Annotated in this window: 12 protein-coding genes; 1 reads left to right on the top strand and 11 read right to left on the bottom strand. The window is 71.7% G+C overall.

What is annotated here, in order from left to right:
• Positions 1–88: 88 nt before the first annotated feature.
• Positions 89–1642, top strand: a complete 1554-nt coding sequence (locus K7472_RS26975) for a glycosyltransferase family 2 protein (protein ID WP_222981183.1) — start codon at positions 89–91, stop codon at positions 1640–1642.
• Positions 1643–1719: 77 nt separating this feature from the next.
• Here K7472_RS26975 and galE read toward each other — a convergent pair whose 3' ends face one another.
• The 11 genes from galE to pyk form a co-directional block, all read right to left on the bottom strand.
• Positions 1720–2694: a UDP-glucose 4-epimerase GalE gene (gene galE, locus K7472_RS26970; RefSeq protein ID WP_222981182.1), complete on the bottom strand. Its 975-nt coding sequence runs from the start codon at positions 2692–2694 to the stop codon at positions 1720–1722.
• A gap of 15 nt (positions 2695–2709) precedes the next feature.
• The gene (locus K7472_RS26965; RefSeq protein ID WP_222981181.1) at positions 2710–4323 is read right to left on the bottom strand and encodes a glycosyltransferase family protein; all 1614 of its coding nucleotides are present in this window, start codon (positions 4321–4323) and stop codon (positions 2710–2712) included.
• A 62-nt stretch (positions 4324–4385) separates the two neighbouring features.
• A complete protein-coding gene (locus tag K7472_RS26960) occupies positions 4386–5192 on the bottom strand; it encodes an ABC transporter ATP-binding protein (RefSeq protein ID WP_252396312.1) in 807 nt (268 codons plus the stop codon).
• Positions 5193–5256: 64 nt separating this feature from the next.
• The gene (locus K7472_RS26955) at positions 5257–6078 is read right to left on the bottom strand and encodes an ABC transporter permease (RefSeq protein ID WP_308014103.1); all 822 of its coding nucleotides are present in this window, start codon (positions 6076–6078) and stop codon (positions 5257–5259) included.
• A gap of 292 nt (positions 6079–6370) precedes the next feature.
• Positions 6371–7639 (bottom strand): glycoside hydrolase family 27 protein, encoded by a 1269-nt coding sequence (locus K7472_RS26950; RefSeq protein WP_308014102.1) that lies wholly within the window; start codon positions 7637–7639, stop codon positions 6371–6373.
• 169 nt (positions 7640–7808) lie between these two features.
• Positions 7809–8951 carry a glycosyltransferase gene (locus K7472_RS26945; protein WP_222981177.1) on the bottom strand — a complete coding sequence of 381 codons (1143 nt, stop codon included), beginning with the start codon at positions 8949–8951 and terminating at the stop codon, positions 7809–7811.
• The gene (locus K7472_RS26940; RefSeq protein WP_252396310.1) at positions 8948–11812 is read right to left on the bottom strand and encodes a bifunctional glycosyltransferase/CDP-glycerol:glycerophosphate glycerophosphotransferase; all 2865 of its coding nucleotides are present in this window, start codon (positions 11810–11812) and stop codon (positions 8948–8950) included. The genes K7472_RS26945 and K7472_RS26940 overlap by 4 nt, the downstream gene beginning before the upstream one ends.
• Before the next feature lie 499 nt (positions 11813–12311).
• Positions 12312–13133 (bottom strand): polyprenol monophosphomannose synthase, encoded by an 822-nt coding sequence (locus K7472_RS26935; RefSeq protein ID WP_222981175.1) that lies wholly within the window; start codon positions 13131–13133, stop codon positions 12312–12314.
• Between the two features lie 57 nt (positions 13134–13190).
• Positions 13191–14270 carry a mannose-1-phosphate guanylyltransferase gene (gene manB, locus K7472_RS26930; RefSeq protein ID WP_222981174.1) on the bottom strand — a complete coding sequence of 360 codons (1080 nt, stop codon included), beginning with the start codon at positions 14268–14270 and terminating at the stop codon, positions 13191–13193.
• Positions 14271–14411: 141 nt separating this feature from the next.
• On the bottom strand, positions 14412–15653 hold the full coding sequence (locus K7472_RS26925) for a putative hexosyltransferase (RefSeq protein ID WP_222981173.1): 1242 nt from the start codon (positions 15651–15653) through the stop codon (positions 14412–14414).
• Positions 15654–15830: 177 nt separating this feature from the next.
• Entirely contained in the window at positions 15831–17261 is a 1431-nt protein-coding gene (gene pyk, locus K7472_RS26920; RefSeq protein ID WP_222981172.1) for a pyruvate kinase, read from the bottom strand.
• Between the last annotated feature and the right edge of the window lie 76 nt (positions 17262–17337).

Here is a 17337-nt window from a genome sequence, read left to right as displayed (position 1 = left end):
GGGGGGGGGGGGCGCCCCGGCCGTTTTTGGTTTGCCCGCGATAACCCCCCCCCCCCCCGCGGGTCCCGCGGCCCCCGCCGCCCCCGCCGTGACGGTCGTCGTGATCGCCTACGACGACGCCGCGCTCGTCGGCGACGCCATCCGCTCCGCGCTCGGCCAGGGCCCGGCGGTGGCCGAGGTCGTCGCGGTCGACGACCACTCCGGCGACGGCACCGCGGACGTCATGGACCGCCTCGCGGCCGAGGACCCCCGGGTGCGGGTGCTGCGCAGGGAGACCAACAGCGGGGGCTGCGGCACCCCGCGCAACGACGGGATCGCGGCGGCCGCCTCCCCGTACGTGATGTTCCTCGACAGCGACGACGTGCTGCCGCCCGGCGCGGTGGACGCGCTGCTGACCGCCGCCCGCGCCAACGACGCCGACGTCACCGCCGGATCGTGCGTGCGCCGCGAGCTGCCCGACGGCCGCGAGACGCCCTGGCGGCCCGAACTGCACACCGGGGCACGGGTGATCGACCGCCCCGCCGACGACCCCCGGCTCGCCGACGACACCCTGTGCGTCAACAAGCTCTACCGCACGGACTTCCTCCGGGAGCGCGAACTGCGCTTCCCCGACGGCAGGTTCACCTACGAGGACTTCGTCTTCACCGCCCGCGTGCTGGCCGCAGGTCCCCGGGTCGCCCTCATCCCCGCGACCGTCTACGTCTGGCACGTGCGCCGCGGCGCCGAGCGGCTGTCGATCTCGCTGGACCGCGCGGGCGTCGACAACTGGCGCGCGCGCGTCGAGGCGCACCGCCAGGTCGTCGCCGTCCACACCGCCGCGGGCGAGGCAGCGCTGGCGCGTGCCGCCCGCGCGAGCTTCCTGGACCGCTCCGTGCGCATGTACGTGCGCGAACTCGGCGGACGCGGCGAGGAGTACCGCCGCGAGTGGTGGCGGCTGGCCCGCGACTACGTGGGCGGCTTCGACCCCGCCGACATCGCGGCGGCGCCGCTGCCCGCCCGGCTGATCGCGGGCGTCCTGCTCGCCTCCGAGCAGCCGCGCGACCTGCCGAGGCTCGCCGCGCTCGCCGCCCGCCCGCCGCGCCTGCTGCCGCCGTACGCGGCCAAGGGCTGGAGCGCCGACCTGCCGCAGGTCGGCCTGGACGACCTGGCGGACTGCCCGCTGGACGAACTGCCGTTCACCGTCGAGGCGTTGCTCGAACCCGGCGCGCTGCGCACCCGGCTGCGCCTGCGCGTCCACGACCTGTACGGGCGGCTCGCCGCGGCCCGCCCGCTCGCCGTCGAGGTCCGCGTCCACGACCGGGTCGCCGGCGAGGTGGTGCAGACCCGCACCGCCGACCTGGCCGCGTACCCGGCGGGGGAGGGCTGGACCGCCGAGGCGCCGCTCGACCTGGCCGCGCTCGCCACCGGCGAACTCGCCGTGCGCGACCTGAAGTTGACCCTGCGCTGCGCGGGCGGCGAACGCCTGGAGACCACCCCGCAGGCGGTGCGCCGGGGCCTGCGCCGCACCGTCGTGCCCAGCGTGCGCGGCGGGGCGCTGCTGGCGCAGCCGTACGCGACCGTGGACGGCGCCCTGGCGCTCCGGCTCGCCCCCGGCGTCCGCGGGGCCCTGGACGTCGTACGGCGCCGCCTGAAGCGCCGCTAGCGGCCTTCCCGCCCGGCACGCGCAAGGGCGGCGCACCTCGCGGTGCGCCGCCCTTCGCCGTTGTCCTGTACGGGAGTTCAGCCGCGGTCGTGCCGCAGGCGCCAGCCCGCCCACGCCGAGGCGATCATCTCGTCCACGTCGTACCGGGCCGACCAGCCCAGCTCCTTCTCGATCCGCTCGGCGGAGGCCACCACCCGGGCCGGGTCGCCCGCGCGGCGCGGCTCGACCAGCGGCGCCGCGTCGGTGCGGCCGGTGTGCCGGCCGATGCGCTCGACCATCTCGGCGACCGAAACCCCTTCGCCACGGCCGATGTTGACGGTCAGGTCGCCGGTGGCGCCGTCCGCCAGCCGCCGCGCGGCGGCCAGGTGGGCCGAGGCGATGTCCTGGACGTGGATGAAGTCGCGCACGCAGGTGCCGTCCGGCGTCGGGTAGTCGTCGCCGAAGATCCGCGGCGCCTGACCCTCGTCCAGCTTCTCGAACACCATCGGCACCAGGTTGAACACGCCGACGTCGGCCAGCTCCGGGGCCGCCGCGCCCGCCACGTTGAAGTACCGCAGGCAGACCGTGCCGATGCCGTGCGCCTTGCCCGCCGCGCGCACCAGCCACTCACCGGCGAGCTTGGTCTCGCCGTACGGGTTGATCGGCAGGCAGGGGGTGTCCTCGGTGACCAGGTCGACGTCCGGCATGCCGTAGACGGCCGCGGAGGAGGAGAAGACGAACCGCTTCACCCCGCCGTCCGCGCAGGCGCCCAGCAGCGTCTCCAGGCCCTGCACGTTCTCCCGGTAGTACTTCAGCGGGTCGGCGACCGACTCGGGGACCTGCTTCTTGGCCGCCAGGTGCACCACGCCGGTCACCCCGTGCTCGGCGATCACCTTGTCCAGCGCCGCACGGTCCAGCGTGGAGCCCTCGACCAGCGGGATCTGCTGGGGCAACCGCTCCGGCAGGCCCGTCGAGAGGTCGTCGAGGACGACGACCCGCTCCCCGGCACCCGCCATGGTGAGGGCGACGTGCGCCCCGATGTACCCCGCACCGCCTGTGATCAACCACGTCATGGGGAGCAAGCTTACTCAGCCCCGCGCGGCGGCGGTGCTGCGGACTTCGTACAGCCGCAGGCGGTGCGCGGGATCGGTGGCCTTCGCCACCAGCGACGGGTCGGTGGCCAGCCCGTGGTACCCGACCGGGGCCACCACCCAGCGCACGCCGTAGTGGGCGAGGACGGCGGCGCGCTGCGCGGGCGTGGTGTGCGCCGCGAAGTACCGCTTGGTGGCGTCGGCGCGCTGCTGCTCGTCCGGGAGGAAGAAGTCCGGGTAGGCCGACTCCACGGTGTACGGGCCGTACGCCGGGAGCATCCGCAGCACGTAGTAGTCCCCGGTCATCACGACCTGCCCGGGCCGCACGTAGTGCGTCGCCCAGGTCACCGAGGGCCACGGCTTCGGATAGGGCCGGTCCGCCAGCGAGGAGGGCAGGGCCTGCGGCCGCAGGACGTAGTTGAGCGTCCCGGCCTGCGCCCAGGCACCGGCCAGCAGGACGACGGCCGTCACCGCGGCGAAGGACGCCCGGGCCCACCGCGTGCCGCGGACGCGGGTGACCTCGACGGCCAGGGCGATCTGCGCCGGCAGCATCACCGCGGGCAGGACCCGGGCCCAGGCCCACTGGTGGGTCAGCCCGCCCAGCGCGAACGGCACCGCCCCCAGCACGAAGAACAGCACCAGCGGGTCCCTGCGGTCCCGCCGCAGCCGCAGCGCCAGCGCCGCCACCCCGAGCAGCACCAGGCCGTAATGGCTCCACAGGTGCTGGTACAGGGCGCGGTGGATGGGGTTGAGGTTCCCCGCGCTCAGCAGGGAGAAGAACGAGTAGTACGGCCAGGCCAGCACCAGGGCCAGGGCCACCGCGCAGCCCGCCCCCACCCGCAGCCACGTCGTGCGGTCCGGCCAGGGCCGCGCCCCCAGCAGGATCGACAGCAGCCCCAGGACCGTGACGAGCCCGGTGAACTGGTGGATGAGCATCTGCGCGCCCAGCAGCAGGCCCAGCCAGAGGAACGGTCCCCAGCCCCAGCGCCGCTCCAGGCCCTTGCGCAGCAGCGCCCACAGGTGGAAGGCGATGCCGATGGCCAGGGTGCTGGGGTAGGCCAGGCAGAGCCCGAGGGAGAGCAGTCCGGGGAAGCCGCTCCAGGCGAACGCGGTCCAGCCCTGGAGGAACAGCACGCTGAGCACCGCGAGCGGTACCGCCGCGCGGTGCCGGGTGAAGGTCCGCGTGAAGTGGCCGACACCCGTCACCACGAGCACCAGGCCGACGAGGGCGGCGAAGCGCAGCACGGTGAAGGTGGCGAGCCCGGTGACCCGGGCCAGCACGGCCAGCGTCAGCATCCACGGCGAGAAGTACGGGCTGTCGACGTCCGCCTTGACCAGCGGGTCACCCGGATCGGTCAGGTCGGTCCGCAGCCGGTCCACGGTCGCGGCGTGGATGCCCAGGTCGCCCGCCCACGGCAGCCGGACCGCCAGCAGCAGGAGCAGCAGCACCGACACCGCGGCGGCTGCCACGGCGGCCCGGTGGCCCACCCCGCCGCTGCGCCACCCGGCCACGGCGCGGCGCACCGCGGCCGGGAAGCCGCTGTCCTCGTCCCCCGCCGGTGTGGTGACCGGCGACGCCTCGCCGACTTCCTCGGGCGCTACGGCTTCCATGCGTGGGTACCTCTGCTGGACGGCGGTCGGACGGTCAGGGGTGGGCGGTGCCCGCGGGCAGGCTACTTCTTCTTGCCCATGTACTCCTCGTACGCGTCCACGACCTCTTCGGTCGGGCCGTCCATACGGATGATCCCGGACTCCAGCCAGATCGTGCGCTCGCAGGTGTCGCGGATCGCCGTGTTGTTGTGGCTGACGAGGAAGACCGTTCCCGCCTCCTCGCGCAGCTCACGGATGCGGTCCTCGCTGCGCCGCTGGAAGCGGGCGTCACCGGTGGCCAGGGCCTCGTCGATGAGCAGCACGTCGTGGCTCTTGGCCGCCGCGATGGAGAACCGCAGCCGCGCCGCCATACCGGAGGAGTACGTCCGCATCGGCAGCGAGATGAAGTCGCCGCGCTCGTTGATGCCGGAGAAGTCGACGATGCCCTCGTACCGCTCGCGGACCTCGGCGTAGGGCATGCCCATGGCCAGGCAGCCCAGGACGACGTTCTTCTCGCCGGTCAGGTCGTTCATCATGGCGGCGTTGACGCCCAGCAGCGACGGCTGGCCCTGGGTGTAGACGCAGCCCTTCTCCGGCGGCAGGAGGCCGGCGATGGCCCGCAGGATGGTCGACTTGCCGGAGCCGTTGGAGCCGATCAGGCCGACCGCCTCGCCCTTGTAGGCGACGAAGGTCACGCCCTTGACGGCGTGCACCTCGCGGATGGTCGGGGAGGTCTTGCGCGAGACCAGCCGGCTCAGGGCGCCGGTCGCGCTGCCCTTGCCGGACCCGGCGCCGTGGATCTTGTACACGATGTGCACGTCGTCGACGACGACGGTCGGCACCTTGCCCGGCTCCAGTACAGGGGTGGCCTGACCCGGCTCGGTTACCAGCGAGGTCCCCGACTCGGTGGTCGGCGCGCCGTCGGCCACCACGGTCTCGGTGGCGTTGGTGACGTCAGCCACGTCCGTATTCCTCCTCCGCCTTCCAGAAGAAGACATACCCGGCGATACCGGCGAAAACGGCCCAGAAGGCGGCGAGCGGCCACACGTGCGGAGGCAGGCTCGCCGAGGTCACGGTGTCGATCAGCGCGTGACGCATCAGCTCGATGTAGATGAGCGCCGGGTTGCAGTTCAGGATCCGCGCCACCCAGTGCGGCGCGTGAGCGGTGAAGACGCTCAGGTTGTAGAACACCCCGGAGACGTACATCCAGGTGCGCAGGATGAACGGCATCAGCTGCGCGGTGTCGGTCGCCTTGGAGCCGATCCGCGCCATGGTCATCGCGAGTCCGGCGTTGAACACGGACTGCAGCAGCAGCGCGGGCAGGATCAGGAACCAGTTCACGGTGAACGGCACACCGGTCAGCAGCACGATCGCGCCGAGCACGCCCATGGAGAACACCAGCTGCTGGAGCTGGATCACGGTGAAGGCGATCGGCAGGCAGGCGCGCGGGAAGTACAGCGCGCGGATCAGGCCGAGGTTGTCGGCGATCGACCGGGTGCCGCTGAGCACCGCGCTCTGGGTGAAGGTGAAGACGAAGATGCCCGTGCACAGGTACGGGATGAAGTTCGGGGTGCCGCGGCTGGTGCCGAGAAGGATGCCGAAGATCAGGTAGTAGACGGCCGCGTTCAGCAGCGGCGTCATGACCTGCCAGGCCTGGCCGAGCCGGGCCGTGGTGTACATCGCGGTCAGTCGCGCGGTGGCGAACGCCGTGATGAAGTGTCGACGAGCCCACAGCTGGCGGGTGTACTCGCGCAGCGGCGGGCGTGCGTTGCTCACCGCAAGGCCGTACTTGGCAGCCAGTTCCTTGGGGCTCAGTCCCGCATCCGGACTGACCGCCGCTGCCGGGGACTCGACTAGTCGATTCACGCGGGGGTGCTTTCGTTCGAGGACATATCCGGTACGTATGAGCCCGCAGTGCTCCATCGGAGCGGGGCGTACGCGGCGACGACGTTGAAACGATACCGTGCCTTCCTGTGCCCGGACTCCGGGGTCGTCAAGCCGTGACCGGGGCCCGGCGACCGTACCGTCGCACCCCCCGGACCGGCGAGGTTCGCGCGTGTGGGGTCCGTCACCCACCGACCCGCAGCAGCGCCGTGGCGTGCGGCGCCACCGTCGCGGAGATCACCCCCGACGTCCTGCTCCGGTGGCCGGTCAGCAGGTCCCGCACCTCGTAGGACCCGGCCGGCAGACCCGCCTTCGTGACCGTCGTCGTGATCTCGCGCGGTGTGCTGCCCGGGTTGAACAGCGCCACCGCCCTGGCTCCGTGCACCAGCGGCTTGACCAGCACCGCGTAGTCCTGGCCCTGGTCGACCACCCGCCCCTGCACCCCCAGCGGGTCCTGGTCCACCGCGATCACCGCGCGGTTGCCCAGCACGCCCAGCGCGGCCGGGCTCAGCGCGGTCAGGTCGGTGCTGGAGATCAACGGCGCGGCCATCACCGCCCACAGGCACATCTGGCTGTTCATCTCGTCGGTGGTCAGGCCGGAGTCACCGGCGAGCAGGAAGTCGGGGTCGTTCCAGCGGCCCGGGCGCTGAAGACCGGCGAGGGCGGCGTTGTACGCGTAGTTGTAGGTGATCGACGCCCACTTCTTGTCCGCGGGGAAGCTGCCCAGCGCGATGTCGCGGCCCTCCCGCCACAGGTTTCCCACCTGCCCCGACCAGCCGATGACCTGGTGCCAGACGGCGTCGCCGTCGTACTGGAAGTAGGCGGGCGCCGACACCGAGAAGACCATCGGGCGGCCGGTGGCCATCAGGGCGTCGCTCATCCGCTGGTAGACCGAGCGGTAGGTCTGCTCCTTGGTCCGCCCGGCCGCCGTCGGCACGTTGCAGCCGTCGAGCTTGACGTAGTCCACGCCCCACCGGGCGAACAGCGCCGCGTCCTGCGCGTAGTGGTCCATGCTGCCGGGGAAGCCCTCGCAGGTCTTCGTCCCGGCGTCCTCGTAGATCCCGAAGCGCAGCCCCATCCCGTGCAACTGCCGGCCCAGCCAGGCCATGCCGTGCGGGAACTTGGCCGGATCGGCGGTCAGGTCGCCGTGGGCGTCGCGCTGGGGCGCCATCCAGCAGTCGTCGGTGGTGACCGTGCGGTACCCCTTGGCCGCCAGGCCCGTGCGCACCAGCGCCGCCGCGTTGGCGAGCACGTCCTGCTCGGTGACACCGCAGGTGTAGTACGACCAGTCGTTCCATCCCATCGGGGGGACGGGTGCCAGGTCCGGGTACTCCCCGGCGGGGTCGGCCGCGGCCCGTGGCACCGTGGCCCCCGGCGCGGCGAGCACGGAGCCGCCCACCAGGACGGCCGCCACCAGGACGGATCGGACACGCGAGAACACTGGACGCCGCACGGGCCACCTCGGGAAATCGCCGCACCTGATCAGGCTTCGGACCATTCCGGACGATTGTGGCAGGTGATCGGGGCGCGGCCCAGCACCCGGCGCGCGAGCGCCGGGTGCCGCGTCGCTTTCCGGCCGACGGGCCGTCAGGGCCCCGGAACCGTCGGCGCGGGCGGTGCCGTCAGCGCTCGAGGAACGCGAAGAGCTCTTCCCAGCGGTCGGCGATCCGCTGCGGCGCGTACCGCTCGACGTCGACCCTGGCCTTCTCGCCCATCCCGTCCCGCAGTTCCTGATCATCCATCAGGCGGCCGAGCTGGCGAGCGAGTTCACCGGTGTTGCCGGGCCGGACCAGCAGGCCGTCCACCCCGTCGTCGATGATCTCGTGCACACCGGGAGCGCAGTCGAAGGCGACCGGGGGCACCGCGAAGGACATGGCCTCCAGGACGGTGAGCGGGAAGCCCTCGGAGCGCGAGGACTGCACGAACACCGACGCCCCGCGCAGCGCGCTCGGCACGTCGGCGGTGTGCCCGGCCCACTCCACCGAGCCGTTGAGCCCGAGGTCGGCGCACTGCTTGTGCAACGCGGCCTCCTCGTCACCGGTGCCGTAGATCCGCAGCAGCCAGTCGGGGTGGGACGGCGCCGCCTCGGCCCACGCCTCCAGCAGCATGTCGACGCCCTTCTCCGGGGAGAGGCGGCCGATGCTGACGACCACCTTGGCGTCGCGCGTCGACGGGGTGTCGGTGGTCAGCGGCAGCGGGTTGGGCATGAAGCCCACGTTGTTCATGCCCTCGCGGATCCACTGGTCCGCGTCCTCCGCGGTCAGCGCCAGCAGCCGGTCGACGCCCGCCCAGTGCTCCAAGCCACGCCGCAGCCGCGAGGAGTTCTCACTCGCCTCGAACGACTCGTGGCTCATGCCGATCACCAGGTGGCCGGCGGTGTCGGCCAGGCCGACCCACTCCATCGCCCACACCTGCGGCACGATGATGACCGCTCCGGGCGCCGCGTCACGGAACATCCGCGACAGCCGCTCCGCCTGCCGCCGCCGCTCCTGCTCGCGGGCCGCCTCCTGACGGCGCACGGTGACGTTGACCCGGTTGCGGCCGGTCAGCCGGACCGGGGAGGGCGGACGCACACCGTAGAGCGTGGTGGTCCGGTACGGCGGGGCCGGCCTGCGCATCGGGAAGTGCGCCGGGGCGATGCCGATGACGTGCACCCGGTGGCCGCGTTCGTGGAAGAGCCCCGCCATCTGGTGCTGCCAGCTGGCCACACCACCGGTCTCGTCCACCTCGTTAGCCACGAAGAAGATGTCCCGCAGCCGACTCATCGCGTGCCCTCCTGGCCGAACACCGCGTCCACGACCTGCTCGGCCGCGCTGCCGGTGTCGCACTCACCGAATTCCTTGGCGAACCGCTGGCGCACCCCGGCCCACTCCGTGGCCACCGTCGCCAGGTCCTCCAGCGTGTCGAACAACTCCCCCTCGGACTCCACGAAGGGGCCCGGCGCCTGCTCCCGCAGATCGAAGTAGGTGCCGCGCAGGTCCTCGGCGTACTCGTGCCAGTCGTACGCGTAGAACACCATCGGGCGGTTCAGCAGGGAGTAGTCGAACATCACCGACGAGTAGTCCGTGATCAGTCCGTCCGCCAGCCGGTAGAGCGGGGTCACGTCGTGCTCGTCGCTGACGTCGATCACCCGGCCGCGCACCGACGGCGGCAGCACCACGTTGTTGAGGTAGTGCGTGCGGATCAGCAGGGTGTACCGGTCGCCGAAGCGGTCGGCGAAGCGGTCCACGTCGAAGGGGAACTCGAAGCGCTTGACCTCGCCGTCCGGGGCGGCGCGGAACGTCGGCGCGTAGAGCAGGACCTTGCGGCCCTCCGGCACGCCCAGCCGCTCGGCCAGCGCCTGGATCTGGGCGTCCCGCTGCGGCGCGCCGAACCGCTCGTCCTCCTGGGCCTGGTGGACCAGGGCGTCGTTGCGCGGGTAGCCGCTGCGCAGCACCTTGGCGGCGGGGACGTTGAACGCCCGCACCAGCGTGCGCATGTCGTGGTCGCCGCGGACCAGGAAGTGGTCGAAGCGGTCGATGGCGTTCTGGAACTTCTTGCGGCCCGCGGCGTCCAGCAGCTTCTGGTTGGGCTCGTCGAAGCCCATCCGCTTGAGTGCGGTGCCGTGCCAGGTCTGCACGTACGTGGTCTCCGGGCGCTTGCCGAAGTCCAGCGGGAAGCCCTGGTTGTCCACCCAGTACTCGGCCTGGGCGAGCGCCCGCAGGTACTGCCACGACCAGCGCTTGACCAGCTCCACGTCCTTCGGGAACCCCGCGGTCGACTGCGAGTAGACCCAGATCGGCGTGATCGGCACGTTGCGGCGGCGCAGCTCCTCGTAGATCGCGCGGGGGCTGTCGCTGTACTGCTTGCCCATGTGCGACTCGAAGACCACGGTGCCCTTGCGGACCGGCAGGCGGCGGGTCATCTCGTGGTAGAGCCGCACCTTGCTCTCGTGCGACGACAGCTCCCGCTTGGCCTTGCGGGCGGCACGGATCGTGGAGATCGCCACCCGGCCGGCCGGTGTCTTGATGCCCTTGCCGACCAGCTCCTGGGTGCGTCGTGCGGCGGGCCGTTCGGCGGTGACCACGAACGCGAGGTGGCCCTTGACCGAGACCTCGGGGCGCAGCCGGTCGGCGGTGAAGCGGGTGAGCCGCGGCAGCACCGGCAGGGAGTCCTCCAGCTGCATGCCGCCGGTGGACAGCCGGGTCCTGGTCTCCTCGCCGTCCACGGTCAGCAGGACGGCGATGTCCCAGACGTTGTCGACCACGCCGACCGGGTGGAAGCGGCGGCGCAGGTCGACCACGGCCTGCCACTCGATGCCGTCCCCGTCCACCCGGACCTGGCGCACCGGGAAGCGGAAGGTCTGCAGGCTGCGGCGGCGCGCACCCAGCTCGATCCGCGCCGACAGCTGCGCGTCGGGGCTGATGCGGCCCAGCGGGTTGACGATGCGCCCGCCGAGCAGCAGCACGCCGTCGCGGTGCTCGTAGCGGGTCAGGGTGTTGCGCAGGAACAGCTTGGTCAGCGCCTTGCTGTGGTAGCCCTCGTCGGTCACGTCGAGGATGCTGCGGGCCAGCGGGTCGTCCAGGTGCTCGGAGCACCAGAAGACCCGGCCGTCGCGCTCCACCAGGGGCGAGGAGAGCTTGTTGCGGTTGAGCAGCGTGTCTATGGCCGGCATCAGGTTGGCCCAGTCGTCCCGCACCAGCAGCAGCGCGCAGATGCGGTGGATGGGCAGCAACAGGTCGTACAGCTCGGGCGGCATGCCGTCGAGGTACTCGCGGACCATCTCCGAGAAGTGGTCCCGGTACTCCTCGTTGAGGAACGGCAGGTCCCGCATGTAGAGCATGAGGTCGTGCTTGAGGAACTTTACGTGCTTGTGGTGCCGCAGAGCGCTCAGACCGCGTTCGTCGAGCAACGCGTCGATTCGCCGGTGGATTTCCAGCCGGTGCACGAAGTTGTTGATCTCGCTGCGCCGGTTGCTGATGGACGCGTTGGCCGTCTTCTCGACGACGTTCCACGAGTAGACCCAATTGGGGATCAGCGTGATGCGGCCCGCCGCGAGATATGCCTGCGCCGAGAAGAGGAGGTCTTCGTAGTGAATACCGACCGGGAATTCCAGGTTGTTCTCCAACAGGAATTCACGGCGATAGCACTTGTTCGTCGAAAGCGTGTCGAACACGAACAGATCGGGCAGTTCGGTGATCGAGTCGACGGTGCGGGTGCGGTCGTACAGCCACGGGTACCACTCGGAGGTCTTCCCGTTGCGGCTGTCGGTGTAGACGCGCACGCACAGACCGGACACCAGGTCCGCACCGGTGCGGTCGGCCGCCTCCAGCATGTTGCGGCAGGCGTCGTGCTCCAGCACGTCGTCGCTGTCGAGGAACATCACATAGCGGCCACGGGCTTTGGTGATGCCGTGGTTGCGCGGGCCGCCGCATCCGCCGCTGTTGCTCGGGAGTTGGTGCGCGCCGACGCGCTGCGGGTCGCGTGAGGCGAGCGACCGGGCCACGTCGTAACTGCCGTCCGTGCTGCAGTCGTCCACGATGACCACCTCCACGTTGCGGAGGCTCTGGGACAGGACCGACTCGACCGCGGTCGGCAGACGGTCCGCGTCGTTGTAGACGATGACGACAACACTTACCTCGGGCAGCACGCAGGTCTCCTTACAGTCCCGGTCAAAGATACATGTTGCGCAGGGCGCCCAGCGCCGCGCGCCGGGGCCTGCCCGCGGCGGGCGGCGGGCCCGCGCGGACGGGTGACGCGACGCGGGCGAGGGTGGCATCTTGCTGCCAGTCCTAATGCTGCCGCAACTTCCGCTCCTTTCCCGTTCACCCGATCGGGCAGACTTTTCGTGCTGCGCGCGGAGTAGTGAAACGGACGGGAAGGCAAAGCGAAGGCCATTGCCCGGGCTTTGCCGGAACGGGATGGTAATGTCGCGCGATCCGGAGTCGTTCCACCGGATCGGATGCTTCAAGGAAATACGGAAAGCGCGGTACGGGACCTCCGCCACCCGCGCCCGGTGCGCACGGCCCGGCTTTGTCAGCGGGGCATCAGAAAGCGCCCCCGGCACGTTCCGTCGTGCCGGGGGCGCGTGCGCGAAGCGGCCCGGCGCGGCGGGATCCAGTCCGCCGCGCCGGGCCCGAATCGTTTCAGCGGCGCTTGCCGGCCATCCGCAGCCGCCAGGGCAGGATCGCCGACTCCAGCTGGACGGCGAGCGTCATCTTCGAGGCGCCGATCTGCCGCTCCTCGAAGTGGATCGGGATCTCCACGCCGGTGCAACCGGCGCGCACCGCCTGGTACTTCAGCTCCACCTGGAAGCTGTAGCCGTTGCTGCGCACCTCCGGCAGCCGCATCGCGGTCACCGTGTCCGCGCGCCACATGCAAAAGCCCGCGGTGACGTCCCGCAGCCCGGTGCGCAGCACGGCGCTGACGTAGGCGTTGGCCCAGCGCGACAGCAGCTTGCGGTGCCAGCCCCACTCCTCGGCCAGCCGGCCACCGCTGACGTAGCGGCTGCCGATCACGAACCCGGCGCCGGTGGACAGCGCGGCACCCAGCATCTGCGGCACGTACTCCACCGGGTGGCTGCCGTCGGCGTCCATCTGGAGCACGTACGCGGCGCCGTCGGCCACCGCCTGGTCCATGCCCGCCGCGTAGGCGCGGCCCAGCCCGTCCTTGGCGGTGCGGTGCAGCACGCTGACCCGCGTCCGGCCGCCGGTGTTGTACCGCTCGGCCAGCCGCTCGGCGACCTCACCGGTGCCGTCGGGGCTGTTGTCGTCCACCACGAGCAGCCGCAGGCCCGGCATGTCGAGGCCCATCAGCGCCTCGGCCATCAGCGGCAGGTTCTCGGCCTCGTTGTACGTCGGCATCACCACGGTGAGCGGGGTGCGGCCCCACTCGGGCGGGAGCGCCACCGGGCGGCGCAGGACGGCGGTGGGTGACTGCGCCGTCGCGGGAGTCGTTGTCGTAGTCATCAGCTCCGGGATTTTCTTCAGCGGTCAGCGGTGCACGGCCGTTGTGGCCGGCGGGGCTCAGCAGTTGGGGGAGAAGCGGATCGCCGCGTCGGGCAGCGCGGTGTTGCACCACACCCGCGCTCCGGCGAGCAGTTCGTTGTCGGAGCCCACCTGGGCGCCGTCGCCGACGACGGTGCCGTCCAGCACGGTACGCGCCCCGACCCTGGCCCCGGCACCCACCAGGCTGGCCCGCAGCTGGGCGCCCGCCTCGATCCGGGCGCCGTCCAGCACCACGCAGCCGTCCACCACCGCGTCGGCGGCGATCTCGGCGCCCGCGCCGACGACCGTGCCGCCGGACAGCTTCGCGCCCTCGTCGACCCGGGCACCGTCCAGCACCAGGAACTCACCGGTGCGGCCGGGCAGCGCGGGAGAGGGCACCAGGCCGCGCACCAGGTCGGCGGAGGCCTGGATGAGCGCGGCCGGGCGGCCCAGGTCCATCCAGTAGGTGCGGTCGACCACGCCGTGCAGGTGGGCGCCGGAGGCCAGCAGGCCGGGGAAGGTCTCGCGCTCGACGGAGACCGGGCGGCCGGCCGGGATGGTGTCGATGACCGAGCGGCGGAAGACGTAGCAGCCCGCGTTCACCTGGTCGGTGACGATCTCCTCGGGGCGCTCCGGCTTCTCGGTGAAGGCCAGCACCCGGCCGGTGTCGTCGGTGGGGACCAGGCCGAAGGCGCTGGGGTCCTCGACCCGGGTCAGGTGGAGCGAGACGTCGGCGCCGGCCGCGCGGTGGCTGTCGACCAGGGCGGCGATGTCCAGGCCGGTCAGGATGTCGCCGTTGAAGACCAGGACCGGCGCGTCGGGCGGGCAGGTCAGCGCGTCGGCGGCGTTGCGGATCGCGCCGCCGGTGCCCAGCGGCTCCGTCTCGTGGACGTAGGTGATCCGCAGGCCCAGCCGGGCGCCGTCGCCGAAGTAGGGCTCGAAGACCTCGGCGAGGTAGGACGTGGCGAGCACCACGTGGTCGACACCCGCGGCCCGCGCCCTGGCGAGCTGGTGCGCGAGGAAGGGCACTCCGGCGGTCGGAACCATCGGCTTCGGCGTGAATTCCGTAACCGGGCGCAGTCGGGAACCCTTCCCGCCGACCAGGAGGATCGCTTCCACTACTTACCTCATTCGTTGACTGACGTTGTGCGTCGTAGGTACGGCGATGTTCGGTTCTATCGCGAGTCGCTGTGCGTGCTCACAGCATTCCGCATGCGGGGCGAAGCCCGGCCCACGGGGGGCCACGGCGGCGGGTGGCGGCTACGGCGAGGTGGGCCACCTCAGCAGCAGCCCGACCGCGTACATCCCCGCGAACAACGCTCCCGAGCAGTACAGCGCCCCCCGCACCAGCCGTGGCAGCCGGCTCACGGCCACCGCCAGCGGCAGCAGCGCGACGGGCAGGAAGGGCAGCAGGAACCGGGGCTTGGACATCGGTGAGCCGGGCGTGCCCACGGCCAGCACCCACACCCCGGCGAGCGCCAGGATCAGCACCCACGGCACCGTGCGGTCCAACACCAGCGTCAGGATGCCCACGGCGGTCAGCCCCAGCAGCGCCACCACGGCGAGGCTGCGGACGTCCACCTCGCGGTAGGTCGCCACCAGCTTGAAGAAGTGCGCGGTGCCCCGGCCGAAGTCGAAGGACTGCCCCCACGCCTTCTCCGCCCGGAACCAGCCGTCCAGCCGACCGACCTGGGCGCCCAGGTAGAGCCAGCTGAAGACCAGGCCGAGCGGCGCGATCAGCGCGCCGAGCACCGGCTTGGTCTGCCACTGCCAGTGCCGGTCGCGCACCAGCTGCCGCAGCGCGGTCACCATCACCACGCCGACCACCACCGAGGCGGTCGGCCGCAGCGTGCCGGCCACCGCCGCCAGCGTCCCGGCGGCGAGCCACCGGCGGGCCAGCAGCGCCACCAGGGCCCAGATCAGGGCCGCGCTGAAGCACGCCTCGGAGTACGGCACCCACAGCGCGAAGGCGTACGGGTAGCAGGCCCACAGCGCCACGCACGTGTACCCGGCGCGACGGCCGCTGATCGACGAGGCCAGGGTGTACACCCCGGCCGCCGCGACCGCCGCCGCGGCCCAGGAGACCAGCACGGCCGCGTAGGCGAACGGCAGCCCGGTCAGGTGCACCAGCCAGATCAGCGCCGGGTAGAGCGGGAAGAACGCGAGCGTCGACCAGGCCGGCATGCCGTTCGGCCGGTAGCGCAGCTGATGCGGGTAGCCGTGCTCGGCGATGCTCAGGTAGTTGGCGCTGTCCCAGCGGCGCAGCACGTGCTCGGCCGGGTAGTGCAGGTGGTGGGAGAGCAGCAGCAGGACCGCGAACCCCAGCCCGGCGACCGCCAGGTACAGGCCGACCGCCCGGGCGGCGTCCCGTCTGTCGAAGCGGATCGTCACCGGTCGGCGCCGGACCGTCAGCCGGCGCAGGCTGTTCGCCGCAGCGGCCAGGGGCCGGCGGAACGGACGGGGCGCGCGCTGTTCGCCGGGCGGCGGCGCGAGATCGACCATGGAGGGGCTTTCCTGCGTGGACATACTCGGGGCGGCATCCAAGAGTGCTTCCGGCACCGTTCGGTTCATCGGTGTGACGACTCTCACGGTATTCACAGAATCGGGGACCGGCCCGGTACGACGCAGCGGACCCCGGGCCGTCCGGCCCGGGGTCCGCTGGATGGCGGGGGAGCGCCGTCAGTCCGAGGTGCCGCCGCCCAGGTGGTGGACGCGCACCAGATTGGTGGTGCCGGGGACGCCGGGCGGGGAGCCCGCGGTGATGATCACCGTGTCACCCTTGCCGTACGCGCTGAGCTTGAGCATCTCCTGGTCGACGAGGTCGACCATGGCGTCGGTGTGGTCGACGTGCTCGACCAGATGGGTCTGCACGCCCCAGGTCAGCGCCAGCTGGTTGCGGGTCGCGGCGTCGGTGGTGAAGGCCAGCACCGGGACCGGGACGCGGTAGCGGGCCAGCCGCCGCGCGGTGTCACCTGATTTGGTGAACGCCACCAGTGTCTTGGCGTCCAGGAAGTCGGCCAGCTCGGCCGCCGCGCGGGCCACCGCACCGCCCTGGGTACGCGGCTTCTTGCCCGGTGCCAGCGGCTCCAGACCGCGCCCCAGCAGCTCGCCCTCGGCCGCCTCGACGATGCGGGACATCGTCTTGACGGTCTCGATCGGGTACTTGCCGACCGACGACTCGGCCGACAGCATCACCGCGTCGGCGCCGTCCAGGATGGCGTTGGCGACGTCGGACGCCTCGGCGCGGGTGGGCCGGGAGGCGTGGATCATGGACTCCATCATCTGGGTCGCCACGATCACCGGCTTGGCGTTGCGGCGGCACAGCTCGACCAGCCGCTTCTGCACCACCGGGACCTTCTCCAGCGGGTACTCCACCGCCAGGTCGCCGCGGGCCACCATCACCGCGTCGAACGCGGCGACGACGTCCTGCATGTTCTCCACCGCCTGCGGCTTCTCCACCTTGGCGATGACCGGGACCCGGCGGCCCTCCTCGTCCATGACGCGGTGCACGTCGCGCACGTCCTTGGCGTCCCGCACGAAGGACAGCGCGACCATGTCCGCGCCCATGTGCAGGGCGAAGCGCAGGTCCTCGATGTCCTTCTCGGACAGGGCGGGGACGTTGACCGCGGCGCCGGGCAGGTTGATGCCCTTGTGGTCGGAGATGATGCCGCCCTCGACGACCAGGCAGCGCACCTGCGAGCCGTGCACCTCGACCACGCGCAGCGCCACGTTGCCGTCGTTGATCAGCACCGGGTCGCCGGCGCTCACGTCGCCGGGCAGGCCCTTGTAGGTGGTGCCGCAGATGTGCTTGTCGCCCGCGACGTCGTCGGTGGTGATGGTGAACTCGTCGCCCGCCACCAGCTCCACGGGCCCGTCGGCGAAGGTCTCCAGGCGGATCTTGGGGCCCTGGAGGTCGGCCAGGACGCCGATGGCGCGGCCGGTCTCCTCGGCGACCTTGCGCACCCGGTGGTAGCGCTCCTCGTGCTCGGCGTGGGTGCCGTGGCTGAAGTTGAACCTGGCCACGTTCATCCCTGCCTCGGCCAAGGCCTTCAGCTGGTCGTAGGAGTCGACGGCGGGACCCAGGGTGCAGACGATTTTCGCTCGGCGCATGTGGACGATCCTATCGATATTTTGTTCCGGTCCGGAATATTCGGGGAGAACGGCTCCGGGCCGGCCGCTGTCGGGG

This window comes from Streptantibioticus parmotrematis, assembly GCF_019890615.1.
GTDB lineage: Bacteria > Actinomycetota > Actinomycetes > Streptomycetales > Streptomycetaceae > Streptantibioticus_D > Streptantibioticus_D parmotrematis.
The sequence above is the reverse complement of the archived record's forward strand: the minus strand, read 5'-3'. Positions and strand labels throughout refer to the sequence as shown.